Annotated in this window: 7 protein-coding genes; 2 read left to right on the plus strand and 5 right to left on the minus strand. The window is 72.0% G+C overall.

Annotation, left to right across the window (positions count from 1 at the left end; translation table 11 throughout):
• Positions 1-40 precede the first annotated feature (40 nt).
• Positions 41-2,098, minus strand: coding sequence for an N-6 DNA methylase (locus tag ACWERV_RS05455; RefSeq protein WP_452929099.1), 2,058 nt, complete (start codon positions 2,096-2,098; stop codon positions 41-43).
• A gap of 201 nt (positions 2,099-2,299) precedes the next feature.
• Between ACWERV_RS05455 and ACWERV_RS05460 the strand changes: the two genes are divergently transcribed.
• Positions 2,300-2,995, plus strand: coding sequence for a hypothetical protein (locus ACWERV_RS05460; RefSeq protein ID WP_452929102.1), 696 nt, complete (start codon positions 2,300-2,302; stop codon positions 2,993-2,995).
• A 101-nt stretch (positions 2,996-3,096) separates the two neighbouring features.
• A complete protein-coding gene (locus ACWERV_RS05465) occupies positions 3,097-4,746 on the plus strand; it encodes a DUF2079 domain-containing protein (RefSeq protein WP_452929105.1) in 1,650 nt (549 codons plus the stop codon).
• An 80-nt stretch (positions 4,747-4,826) separates the two neighbouring features.
• Here the strand turns inward: ACWERV_RS05465 and ACWERV_RS05470 are convergent, their stop codons facing one another.
• From ACWERV_RS05470 to ACWERV_RS05485, 4 genes are all read right to left on the minus strand, one after another.
• On the minus strand, positions 4,827-5,753 hold the full coding sequence (locus ACWERV_RS05470) for a TolB family protein (RefSeq protein ID WP_452929108.1): 927 nt from the start codon (positions 5,751-5,753) through the stop codon (positions 4,827-4,829).
• A 79-nt stretch (positions 5,754-5,832) separates the two neighbouring features.
• Complete coding sequence (mfd, locus tag ACWERV_RS05475; protein ID WP_452929111.1) at positions 5,833-9,372, minus strand: transcription-repair coupling factor; 3,540 nt, start codon at positions 9,370-9,372, stop codon at positions 5,833-5,835.
• 216 nt (positions 9,373-9,588) lie between these two features.
• Positions 9,589-12,159, minus strand: coding sequence for an ABC transporter permease (locus tag ACWERV_RS05480; protein ID WP_452929113.1), 2,571 nt, complete (start codon positions 12,157-12,159; stop codon positions 9,589-9,591).
• Positions 12,156-12,944, minus strand: coding sequence for an ABC transporter ATP-binding protein (locus ACWERV_RS05485; protein WP_398177326.1), 789 nt, complete (start codon positions 12,942-12,944; stop codon positions 12,156-12,158). The genes ACWERV_RS05480 and ACWERV_RS05485 overlap by 4 nt, the downstream gene beginning before the upstream one ends.
• Positions 12,945-13,094: the final 150 nt, after the last annotated feature.

Raw genomic sequence — 13,094 nt, forward strand, 5'->3', positions numbered from 1 at the left:
ACGGGCAGGCCGCGCGGGTTCGGTGGCGGCCTGTGGACAACTATCCGGGCCGCACCGTGCCCTCCGTCAGCCCGTCGTAGAGCCCCTGCACGAGCTGGTCACCGAGCTGGGTGGCCTGGCGCAGCGCGTCCTCGAAGGCCGCGAGGGCGCGGAAGCGCTCGCCGTAGCGCCGCTGCTCGGCCGGGGGGAGCCGCGGCACCTGGAGCCGCCGCACATCGAGCCGGGTGGACGTCGTCGCGAAGCTGCTGGCCTGGCGGCTGTTGGCGGTGCCGCGCAGGAACCCGGCGAGGAACCAGGGGTCGAGGGCCGCGGTGTCCGGTCGCAGCAGGTAGACATTGCGCCCGAGCGCGGCGCCCGCGGTGGCGGCGTCCACCACCCGGGCCACTCCCCCGCCGCCGAGGACCGGCACCACCACGTCGCCCTCCTCGACGAGCACCGGCTCCTCCGCGGGCCCCTCGGCGCGGCCCGGCGGGAGTATGCCCGTGGGCCCGCCGCCGGCGATGACGTCGTGCTCGGTCAGCACGGGGGGCGGGGCGGCCGAGCCGTCCTGCGGTGCGCTGCCCGCGCCGCCCGCGCGCATCAGCAGGGCACCGGACCGGGCCAGTTCACCCACAGTCGTGGTCGGCCAGCGGGCCGGCTCGCCGTCCGCCGGGGGCGCCGGAGCCATGTCCGCGGTGCGGCGCAGCGTCTGCGCCAGCTTGTCCCGTACGGACTCCAGCTCCGCGGCTCCCCCGTCGGCGGCGGGCGGCGGGAGGTGCCGTGCGGGCGTCACGTCCACGTCGTCGTCGAGCAGTTCGATGACCGGCAGCGTGCGGTTCAGGCCCGGACGGTCGGGCACCGAGCCGTGCCGGTCGAAGGCCCGCCACGTGTCGAGCACGGCCGAACTGACGGCGAACCAGGGCGCCTTCTCCGCGCCGGATCCTGGTATCCCGGCCGCGTCGAACAGCAGCAGTTCGGCGGGAGGACGGTGCTCGGGGTGCGGCTTGCGCAGCACCCACAGGTGGAGCGGCAGCCCGTGCGGCGGCGCGGCTCCCGCGGGCAGCGCCACGACGGCGCGCAGCGTGCCCCGGCGCAGCAGGTCGGCGCGCACCCGGCGGCCCGACCTGCGGGACGCGACGGCGGGCGGCATGAGCATCACCACCGTCCCCCCCTCCTTCGCGTGGGCCAGCGCGTGCTGGAGCCAGGCCAGCTCGGACTCGGTGCGGGCCGGGAAGCCGTACTCCCAGCGCGGGTCGTAACCCAGCTCGTCATGGCCCCAGTTGCGGTCGTTGAAGGGCGGGTGGCAGAGCACGGTGTCGGCGGTCAGGCCGGGGAAGGCGTCCGCACGCAGGCTGTCGCCCGTCGCCACCCGGACCCGGACGGTGGGGTCCGTCGCCAGGGCCAGGCGCAGCGCGGTCAGCGACGCCAGTTCCGCGTCCGCCTCCTGGGCGTGCACGGCGGCCGTGGCGCCGCTCGCGCGCAGCAGGGCCCCGCTGCCGCAGGCGGGGTCGAGCACACTGCCCGGCCGCTCCCCGGCGAGCGCGGCCATCAGCTCGGCCGGGCCCGGCGGGGTGAGGACGAACTGCCGCGGATTGGCGTCGAGATAGCGGCCGAAGAGGAATTCGTAGGTCTGGGCAGGGCCGACGTCCTCGGCGAACTTCACCGCGGTGCGCAGCAGCGGCACGGCCTCCTCCAGCCGGTCGGGCAGGCGCACGGGGTGCTCCGGGCCGAATCGTGCGGTCAGCGCGGATTGCAGCTCGGGCGCCAGCCGGTCGGCCAGCTCGGCGTCGGAGGCGGCGTTGTAGTGGACTGCCAGGCGGGGGTCCTCGCGCATGAGCATCAGGACGGACCCGGCGATCCGCAGGGCCGCGGGCACGCCCGCGGGATGGCTGTCGGCGCGCTGCCAGAGGCGCTCGTACAGCGGCACGGAGGGGAGCTTGCCCTGCTCGCGCAGCCATTTCTCGATGGCGGCCAGCTCGTAGGTCGGGCTTGTGTCGGAGCCTCCCACGGGTCTGGGGAAGTCGTCATGACGCCGGCGCCAGTTGCTGACGGCGGCCCTTCCGACACCGGCCAGCCTGGCGATCTCCGCCGCCGTCACCTCGCTCGCGTGCTCGGGCACTGTCCTCTCCTTCCCCCTGATCGTCCGCGTGTGTCCTGTGTCTGTGAGGGCGAGCATACCCAGTGATCACGATCGAACCCCTTCACGGCGTGAACGTCACTCGTTCGAGATTTAGTGTTGACTCGGTTCACAACGACATGCTCTCATGGTGTCAACGGTTCACAGGGCCACCGAGGCCCGCCGAGCGCAGGGGGGAATCCCATGTCCAAGACGTCTCTCGTCCGGCTCGCCGCAGCGGGCACCGTCACCGCGTTCCTCGCGATCGGGATCGCGGCCTGCGGGCCCTCCGACGACTCGGCCGGCTCGTCAGGCTCGTCCGGCTCGTCGGCGAAGGGCGGCGACACCGCGTCCGCACCCGCAGCGCCCTCGTCCGCACCCGCGCAGAAGAAAGAGGACAAGCCGGCGGACAAGCCCGCCTTCAAGGGGAACGGCACGTTCGAAGTCGGCAAGGACATCCAGCCGGGCACGTACCGGACCAGCGGGAATTCCGACGGCATGTGCTACTGGGAGCGCGACAAGGACGCCAAGGGCGACACCGACTCGATCATCGCGAACGACACCGTGTACGGCAGCAGCTACGTGACGATCAAGCCGACGGACAAGATCTTCACCTCGACGGACTGCAAGGACTGGTTCACCGACAGGAAGGACAAGCCCGCCTCACCGAAGAAGTCGATGGGGGACGGCATGTACAAGGTGGGCACGGACATAGCCGCCGGCACCTACAAGGCCAAGGGCGGCGAGACCTGCTACTGGGAGCGCACCAAGGACGCGCTGCACGACGTGGACTCGATCATCGCGAACGACAACGTCACCGGCCAGGCCGTGGTCACGATCACCGCCAAGGACGCCTACTTCAAGACGGCCGACTGCGGCACCTGGACCAAGACCGGCTGAGCAGGCAGAAGAGAGCCCGTCCCTCCCACGGGTCCCGCGCGGACAGCCTCGTCCCGTATCTTTTCCGGCAGACCCGACCCCACATCCTCGGGAGGACGACGATGGACAGGGCCGAGGCCGTCATACCGCACTCCGGCGGACAGACGGCGCCGCCTGCCGCAGAACCGGGCACCGCCACGGCGGCGCGGCCCTGGCTGCGGATACCGGGAGCACGCCTCGACCCGTACCTGCTCGGGGTCGTCTTCTTCGTCGCCTACTTCCTGCTGTCGCTGGTGCGGTTCCGCAGGATGCTGACGATGTCCTGGGACCTGGGCATCTTCGAGCAGGCCGTGAAGGGGTATGCCCACCTGCACGCGCCGACCACCACGCTGAAGGGGCCCGGCTTCAACGCGCTCGGCGACCACTTCAGCCCGGTGACCGCGCTGATCGCGCCCTTCTACCGGGTCTTCCCGACACCGGTGACGCTGCTCGTCGCGCAGGCCCTGCTGTTCGCGATCTCGGTCGTACCGGTCACGCGGGGCGCCTCGCTGCTTCTCGGGCGGGGCCGCGGGCTCGCGATCGGCGCCGCCTACGGGCTGTCGTGGGCCGTGCAGCGGGCGGTCGACTTCGACTTCCACGAGATCGCCTTCGCGATGCCGCTGCTGGCCTTCTCACTGGAGGCCGTGGTCCGCAAGCGCTGGGGGGCGGCCCTGTGGTGGGCGGTGCCGCTGGTGCTGGTCAAGGAGGACCTGGGGGTCACGGCCGCGACGATCGGCGCGATCGTCTGGTGGCGCACCCGGGAGAGTTCACGGGCGGCCGCACCGGCGGCGGGGCGGACCGCGGACGAGCAGGCGGCCGACGCGGAGGCGGCCGGAGCAGGACCTGCTGCCGCGGTGGCGGACGGGGCAGATACCGACAGCGGACCCGCAGCCGGGGAATCCGGCGGGGCACAGGACGGCAGCACCTCGGAGGGAGGTGACCAGGTGGACGTGCCGCTGAGCGACGCGGAGCGGGACGGGCCGTGGGCGATCGGGCTGATCGGTTTCGGGGTGGCGGCGTCCGCCCTGGCCATCACCGTGCTGATCCCGGCGTTCTACGGACCCGGCTACGACGCGTTCAACCACATCAACGGGGACGGCACGCTGACCGGCCACATCCCCTTCGGTACCGCGCTGCGCACGCTGCTGTGGATCCTGCTGCCGACCACCGGGCTGCTGGCGCTGCGGTCGCCGCTGATCGTCGCGGCGCTGCCGACCATCGGGTGGCGCTTCGTGTCGCACTACCCGGAGAACTGGGGCACGGCCTGGCACTACAGCGCGGTGCTGATGCCGGTGGTGTTCCTGGCCCTGGTGGACGCCGCGGACCGGTCGCGCAACAGCCGCACCCCGTGGCTGCGTTCCTACGCTTCAGGGGTACCGGCCGCGGCGGTGGGGGCGGCGATGGCGCTGACGCTGTCGATGCCGCTGGCCTCGCTCGGCCACTCCGACACCTACAAGGTGGACGCGCGCACCAAGGCGGTCGAGAAACTGCTCGACCAGATACCCGACGGCGCCACCGTGGAGGCGAACGTCGGGCCGATCAGCCGGCTGGTGCACCGTACGACGGTCTACTGGGTGGGCGGGACGAAGAACGTCGTGCCGCAGTACATAGCGATCGACAACTCCAGCGGGTGGGTGCCGGACCCGGTGGTGTACGGCACCCAGCTGCACCCCGGCTACACGTACACGCAGATCGCCAGCCAGGACGGCTACGTCATCCTGCGCCGCAACTAGGAGCGCTGCCGGACCGCACCGGCCGCCGCCCGCCGCCGCCCGGCGGGGGCAGGCCGGACGGGCTGGGCGGCGGCGGGTGGTCAGCCGACGGGGTAGTCGACGTAGGCGAAGTGGCGGCTGTCGGGGGACCAGCTGTTGACGTTGAGGCTGCCCTGGCCGCCGAGGAAGGCGTAGAGGTCGCGCGGGGTGCCGCCGCCGTGCGCGTCCAGCAGGCGCAGGACGACGTCCCGGTCGGCGGGGTGGCCCTCGGTGCCGGGCGGGAAGCTGATGTAGAGCAGGTGGCGGCCGTCCGGCGAGGGGTGCGGGAACCAGTTCACGCGCTCGTCGGAGGTCAGCCGGGTCAGCTCGGAGCCGTCGGGGCGCATGCGGAAGAGCTGGGCGTGGCCGGGGACGGTGGCGCCGTGCTCGGAGTTGAAGACGATCCACTCGCCGTCCGGGGTGAATTCCGGGCCGTCGGCGGGAGCGGGGGTGTCGGTGAGCCGGGTGTCGGGACCCCCGGCCGAAGGGAGGGTGAAGATGTTGCGGTAGCCCCATTCGTCGCCGCCGTAGGGTTCGACGCCGACGTAGGAGAGGACCAGACCGTCGGGTGAGACGCCGTGCAGGAAGTGGCGGAAGGGCCCGGGGCCGCGGTCGTTGGTGACGCGGCGGGCCGGGCCGCCGGTGAAGGGCACGGCGTGGATGTGGCCGTCGCCGGCCGACAGGTAGACGGTGGCGCCGTCCGGGGAGAGGACGTGGTCGTTGTTGGCGTCGGTGATGCCGCCGGTGTCGATGACCTCGGGCAGCACGCCGTCGCCGGGCGCGGCGTCGGCGGGGACGCGCAGCAGCAGGCCGTCCTGGTTGAAGACCAGCCAGCGGCCGTCGGGCGACCAGTTCGGTGCCTCCAGGGCGCTGTGCACGGTCTCGTGGACCAGCCGCGGCGCGCCGCCGTCGATGTCGCCGACCAGCAGCCGGGCGCGCTGCCCGGGGGCCAGCGGCCGTACGTTCGTCCCCGCTCCGGTGATCGTCACGCCCGCACTGTAACCGCGCGGGTCGCGGCGATCACCGGTCGGGGCCGCACCGGTCCGGCGCCGTGCCCGGTGCGGCGGGTCAGTTGTCGAGGATGGTGGTCAGGAACTCCGCGGTCCACTGGAGCAGTTCGCGGCCGACGACCGGCTTGCCGCCGATCCGGGCGGTGGCCGGGCGCGGCACCAGGATCTGGTGGGTGGCGGGCTTGAGGACCGTGCGCGGGTGCAGCCGGTTCAGCCGCAGCTCCTGCGACTCGCGCAGCTCGACCGGGCCGAAGCGGACGTTGGAGCCCTGCAGGGTGATGTCGGTGACGCCGACCTTGCGGGCCAGCATCCGCAGGCCCGCCACCAGGAGCAGGTTCTCGACCGGTTCGGGCAGCGGCCCGTAGCGGTCGACCAGTTCCTCGCGCACCGCGGTGATGTCCTCCTCGGAGGAGGCGGCGGCGATGGCGCGGTAGGCCTGGAGGCGCAGCCGCTCGCCGGGGGCGTAGTCGTGCGGGACGTGCGCGTCGACGGGCAGCTCGATCTTGACCTCCAGCAGCGTCTCCTCCGGCTCACCGCCCGACTCCAGGGCCGAGCGGTAGTCGGCGACGGCCTCGCCGACCATCCGCACGTACAGGTCGAAGCCGACGCCCGCGATGTGGCCGGACTGCTCGCCGCCCAGCAGGTTGCCCGCGCCGCGGATCTCCAGGTCCTTCATCGCCACGTACATGCCCGCGCCCATCTCCGTGTGCTGGGCGATGGTGGCGAGCCGCTCGTGCGCGGTCTCGGTGAGCGGCTTCTCCGGCGGGTAGAGGAAGTAGGCGTAGCCGCGCTCGCGGGAGCGCCCGACGCGGCCGCGCAGCTGGTGCAGCTGGGAGAGGCCGAAGGTGTCGCCGCGCTCGACGATGAGGGTGTTGGCGTTGGAGATGTCGATGCCGGACTCCACGATCGTGGTGGAGACCAGCACGTCGAACCGCTTCTCCCAGAAGTCGACCACGACCGACTCCAGGGCGGACTCGCTCATCTGCCCGTGCGCCGTGGCGATCCGCGCCTCGGGCACGATGGCCCGCAGCCGCGCCGCCGCCCGGTCGATGGACTCGACCCGGTTGTGGATGTAGAAGACCTGGCCCTCGCGCAGCAGCTCGCGCCGGATGGCGGCGCCGATCTGCTTCTCCTCGTAGGGCCCGACGAAGGTCAGCACCGGGTGCCGCTCCTCCGGCGGGGTGGTGATCGTGGACATCTCGCGGATGCCGGTGACCGCCATCTCCAGGGTGCGCGGGATCGGGGTCGCCGACATGGTCAGCACGTCGACGTTGGCCCGCAGCTTCTTCAGCTGCTCCTTGTGCTCGACGCCGAAGCGCTGCTCCTCGTCGACGATGACCAGGCCGAGGTCCTTGAAGCGGGTCTCGGACGCGAAGAGGCGGTGGGTGCCGATGACGACGTCCACCGAGCCGTCCCGGAGCCCCTCCAGCACCGCCTTCGCCTCGGTGTCGGTCTGGAAGCGGGACAGCGCCCGCACGTTGACCGGGAATTGCGCGTAGCGCTCGGAGAAGGTGCCGAAGTGCTGCTGCACCAGCAGTGTCGTCGGCACCAGCACGGCGACCTGCTTGCCGTCCTGCACCGCCTTGAAGGCCGCCCGCACCGCGATCTCGGTCTTGCCGTAGCCGACGTCGCCGCAGATCAGCCGGTCCATCGGCACCGACTTCTCCATGTCGCCCTTGACCTCGGCGATGGTGGTGAGCTGGTCGGGCGTCTCCACGTAGGGGAAGGCGTCCTCCAGTTCCCGCTGCCAGGGGGTGTCGGGGCCGAAGGTGTGGCCGGGCGCGGCCATCCGCGCGGAGTACAGCCGGATCAGGTCGGCGGCGATCTCCTTGACCGCCTTCTTCGCCCGCGCCTTGGTCTTCGTCCAGTCCGCGCCGCCCAGCCGGTGCAGCGTCGGGGCCTCGCCGCCGACGTACTTGGTGATCTGCTCCAGCTGGTCGGTCGGCACGAAGAGCCGGTCGCCGGGCTGGCCGCGCTTGGCCGGGGCGTACTCGACGACGAGGTACTCGCGGGTGGCGCCCTGCACGGTGCGCTGCACCATCTCGACGTAGCGGCCCACGCCGTGCTGCTCGTGCACGATGTAGTCGCCGCCGGTCAGGGTGAGCGGGTCGATGGTCTTGCGGCGGCGGGACGGCATCCGCCCCATGTCCTTGGTGGACGACTTCTGGCCGGACAGGTCGGTCTCGGTGAGCACCGCCAGCCGCAGCCCGGGGTCGACGAAGCCGTGCTCCAGCGAGCCGGTGGCGACATGCACCACGGACGGCGCGAGGTCGGCCAGCTCGATGTCGAGGCGGGCCGCGATGCCCTCCCCCGCGAGCACCTCGGCGACCCGGGAGGCCGGCCCGTGGCCCTCGGTGACGTACACGGTGCGCCAGCCCTCGGCGAGCCAGCCCTTGGTGTCGGCCAGCGCCCGCGCGGTGTCCCCGCGGTAGACCTCGGGGGCGCGCATGCCCAGCTGGAGGATGTCGCCGCCGAGGTCGTCGGCCTCGTCCGCGGCGAACGGGCTCACCGACCACCACGGGATGCCCAGCTCGGCGGCCCGGTGCCGGACGTCCGCGATCGGCCACAGGGACGCGGCGCCCAGGTCGATCGGGGCCTCGCCGCCGCCCGCGGAGGCCGCCCAGGACGCCTCCAGGAACTCCTGCGAGGTGGCCACCAGGTCCGCGGCCCGGGTCCGTACCCGCTCCGGGTCGCACACGACCGTCATCGCGCCGGCCGGCAGCACGTCCAGCAGCAGCTCCATGGAGTCCACCAGCACCGGGGCGAGCGACTCCATGCCCTCGACGGCGATGCCCTCCGCGATCTTGTCCAGCATCTCGCGCAGCTCGGGGTGCGCGGCGGCCAGTTCGGCGGCCCGCGCCCGTACGTCCTCGGTGAGCAGCAGTTCGCGGCACGGGGGCGCCCACAGGCCGTGCTCGGCGACCTCCAGGGAGCGCTGGTCGGCGACCTTGAAGTAACGGATCTCCTCGACCTCGTCGCCCCAGAACTCCACCCGCAGCGGGTGTTCCTCGGTCGGCGGGAAGACGTCCAGGATGCCGCCGCGCACCGCGAACTCGCCGCGCTTCTCGACGAGTTCCACCCGTGCGTAGGCGGCTGCCGCCAGCCCGTCCACCACCGTGCCGAGATCGGCGCTCTGCCCGCTCGCCAGCGCCACCGGCTCCAGCTCGCTCAGCCCCGTGACCTGTGGCTGGAGCACCGAGCGGATCGGTGCGACCACGACCTGTACCGGCCCGGCCGTCGGGTCGTCCGCCTTCGGGTGCGCCAGCCGCCGCAGCACCGCGAGGCGGCGGCCCACGGTGTCGCTGCGCGGCGAGAGCCGCTCGTGCGGCAAGGTCTCCCACGCCGGGTACTCCACGACGCCGTCCGGGGGCAGCATCGAGCGCAGCGCCGCGGCCAGGTCCTCGGCCTCCCGGCCGGTCGCGGTGACCGCCAGCACCGGGCGTCCGGCCTTGGCGGCGAGCGCCGCGACGGCCAGCGGGCGCGCGGCGGGCGGGCCGACCAGATCCACGTGCGGCCGCGCTCCGGAGACCGCGGCCTGGACCGCCTCGGCGAGGGCGGTGTCGGCGACGGCGGCGTCGACCAGACCGTTCAGACTCATGAGGGTTCCGTCCCGGGGGGTACGTGTAGGGGCGCCGCCGCCACGGGCAACGCGAGCGCCCGACACGTCTCACGTGCCGGGGGTCTCTCCAGCGTACGGCCTCCGGCCGGGGCGTGCCCTCCGCGGAGGGGGGTGCCCTCGCGGCAGCGGAAAGGCCGCGGCCCCCGCACCCCCTTGCCGGGGACGGGGGCCGCGGGCCCTGAGACGGCGTACCGCCTAGTCCGTCGCGATCGCGTTGAGGACGTTCATCCGGCCCGCCCGCAGCGCGGGCAGCAGCGCGGCGAGGAGGCCGACGACCGCGGAGCCGACGAAGACGACCACGATCGTCGTCCACGGGATCTGGAGGATGCCGAGCCCCTCCGCGGCCAGCACGCGCTGGCCGGTGGTGCCCCAGGCGAGGCCCAGGCCGAGGCCGATGAGCGCGCCGAACAGGGCGATGACGACCGACTCCAGGCGGATCATGCGGCGCATCTGGCGCCGCGAGGTGCCGATGGCCCGCATGAGGCCGATCTCCCGGGTCCGCTCGACCACCGACAGGGCCAGCGTGTTGACCACGCCCAGCACCGCCACGATGATCGCGAGCGCCAGCAGCGCGTAGATCATGTAGAGCAGCTGGTTGACCTGGTTGTGGATGAGGTCCTTGTAGTCGGCCTGGTCGCGGACGTCGATCTCCGGGTGGGACTTCACGGACGCCTTCAGGTCGGTGTAAGCCTCCTTCTGCTTGCCGTCCACCGCGGTGGCGAAGAGCAGGAAGTCACCCGGCATCTTGTCGGCCGGCAGGTACTCGCGGGCGGTCGCGATGTTGATGAACTTCGAGCCGTGCTCGATCGTCGTGTCGTCGCTGGTGATCGCGGCGATCTTGAGCTGCGCCGGGCGGCCGCCGGTCATGACGACCTTGATCTCGTCGCCGAGCTTCAGGTGGTGGTCCTTGGCGAAGCCCTCGGGCACCGACATGGCGTTCTTGCCGTAGGCGTCCAGCAGGTTGCCCTGCGTGGTCTTGAGCCGCAGGTCCTTGGGGTAGCTCGGGTCCGCGGCGCTCAGGTCGGAGCTGAGGGTCTCGCCGCCGGGCAGGGTGAACTTGGCGTTGACGATCGTGTAGTGCGTGAAGTGCTCGATGTTCTGGGTGGCGGTGAGCGCCTTCTCGGCGGCCGGGGTGATGGGCTGGCTGCCGTTGCTGCCGACCTCGATGATGAAGTCCGCGCCGACGGAGGAGTCGAGCTGGTCGTCGGCGGAGGCCACCATCGACGAGCCGACCACCGACATGCCGGCCACCAGGGCCAGGCCGATCATCAGCGCGGAGGCGGTGGCGCCGGTGCGCCGCGGGTTGCGCAGCGCGTTGCGCTCGGCCAGGCGTCCCATCGGGCCGAAGAAGCGCAGCACCACCGCGCTCACCGCCCGGACGATCACACCGGCGAGCAGCGGGCCGACGATCACGAAGCCGACCAGCGTGAGGAGCACGCCCAGGCCCAGCATCCCGCCGCCCGAGGAGGCCTTGTCCGCCTTCGCGGCGGCGACCAGGGCGAGGGCGCCGGCGGCGCTGACCAGGATGCCGACGGCGGCGCGGATGCGTCCGGCGCGGGCGTCGCCCGGGGTGCCGGAGTCGCGCAGCGCGGCCATCGGGGAGATCTTCCCCGCCCGGCGGGCCGGGATGTAGGCGGAGACCACGGTGACGATGACGCCGATCGCGAGGCCGACCAGCGGGGTGGTGGCCTTGATGGTCAGCTCGGAGGTGTCGAGCTTCATGCCGGCCTTGCCCATCAGGTGCATGAGCCCGACGGCCAGGCCGATGCCGCCGCCGATGCCGAGCACCGAGCCGGTCAGGCCCAGAAAGACCGCCTCGATGAGCACCGAGCGGTTGACCTGCCCGCGGCTGGAGCCGAGGGCCCGCATCAGGCCGATCTCCCGGGTGCGCTGGGCGACCAGCATGGAGAAGGTGTTGACGATCAGGAAGATGCCGACGAGGACGGCGATCCCGGCGAAGCCGAGCATCGCGTACTTCATGAAGTTCAGGAAGCCGCCGAGGTCGTCCTGGTCCTTCTTCTTGGTCTCGGCCGCGGTGTCGACGGTGTAGCCGGCGCCGATGGCCGCCCTGACGTTCTTCTTGAGCTGGTCGTCCGTGGTGCCCTTGGCGGCGGTGAGGCCGAAGCCGGTGTACGCGTCGGAGCGGCCGAGCAGCTTGGTCTGCGCGGTGGCGGTGTCGATGTAGAGGACGGTGGCGCCGGGGTTGGTGGTCCTGAAGGTGACGATGCCGCTGACGGTGACGTCGAAGTCGCCGGGCGCGGCGATGACGCGCAGGGTGTCGCCGATCGCGACGTGCTTCTTGTTCGCCGTGTCGGCGTCGATCACCGCGTCCGTGGCGCTGCTCGGCAGGTGGCCCGAGGACAGCTCGACGGCCTTGGTCTCGGTCGGGTCCCAGTTGCTGACGATGGTCGGGGCGCCGGACGAGGAGCCGATCTTCTCGTTCTTGGCGTTCGCGACGGTGACCTGGTCGCTGGTGACGTCCGGGTCGGACTTGGCGACGCCGGGCACCTTGGCGAGCTGCTGCTGGAGCGCGGCGGGCACGGTGTCCGGGATGCCGGTGGCCTGCTCGTCGTCGATCTTCTTGGCGCTGACCGTGACGTCGGAGGCGGTGGAGCCGAAGAGCTTGTCGAAGGTCGCGGTCATGGTGTCGGTGAACACCAGGGTGCCGCAGACGAAGGCGACCGACAGCAGGACGGCGATCGCCGAGAGGGCCATTCTGCCCTTGTGCGCGAAGAAGTTCCGCGCCGATGTCTTCAGGACGGTCACGACGTCCTCCCGCGACCGTCGAAGGACTTCATGCGCTCCAGTACGGAGTCGGCGGTGGGGTTGGCCATCTCGTCGACGATGCGGCCGTCGGCGAGGTAGAGGACGCGGTCGGCGTAGGAGGCGGCGACCGGGTCGTGGGTGACCATCACGATGGTCTGGCCCAGCTCGTCGACCGAGCGGCGCAGGAAGCCGAGGACCTCCGCGCCAGCCCGCGAGTCGAGGTTTCCGGTCGGCTCGTCGCCGAAGATGATCTCGGGGCGCGCGGCCAGGGCGCGGGCGACGGCCACACGCTGCTGCTGGCCGCCGGACAGCTGGGTCGGGCGGTGCTTGAGCCGGCCGGCCAGGCCCACCGTCTCCACGACCCGCTCGAACCAGTCGCGGTCGACCTTGCGGCCCGCGATGTCCATCGGCAGCGTGATGTTCTCCGCCGCGTTGAGGGTCGGCAGCAGGTTGAAGGACTGGAAGATGAAGCCGATCTTGTCCCGCCGCAGCTGGGTGAGCTTCTTGTCCTTCATGCCGGTGATCTCGTTGTCGCCGACCCAGATCCGCCCCGAGGTGACCGTGTCGAGGCCCGCGAGGCAGTGCATGAGGGTGGACTTGCCGGAGCCCGAGGGGCCCATGATCGCGGTGAACTTGCCGCGGGCGATGTCCACGTCCACCGCGTCCAGCGCCACGACCCGGGTCTCACCCGCGCCGTACGCCTTCGTCACCGAGCGACCCGCAGCGGCAACAGCCGAACGTTCTCCGTTGCCCCCGGACCTGGGAATCGTCACTGCCGTTGTCACTGTTACTCCTGCGTCGTCGTGTTGCGTGGTCGTGTGTCGCGCTGTCGTGATGTCCATCAGCCTGCCGGAGGGCGCTCCGCCGCACATTGGGGAAGGTCTCCGTCTCCGTGGTGGGGGTATCCCCACCCCGCCCTATGACCGTAGGGAGCG

The sequence above is a fragment of the Streptomyces sp. NPDC004031 genome (genome assembly GCF_053604375.1).

Excerpts from the sequence above, each read along its gene's own strand:
- ACWERV_RS05460 (WP_452929102.1), top strand. The coding sequence starts at position 2,300 with ATGTCCAAGACGTCTCTCGTCCGGCTCGCCGCAGCGGGCACCGTCACC.
- ACWERV_RS05465 (WP_452929105.1), top strand. The coding sequence starts at position 3,097 with ATGGACAGGGCCGAGGCCGTCATACCGCACTCCGGCGGACAGACGGCG.
- mfd (WP_452929111.1), bottom strand. The coding sequence starts at position 9,372 with ATGAGTCTGAACGGTCTGGTCGACGCCGCCGTCGCCGACACCGCCCTC.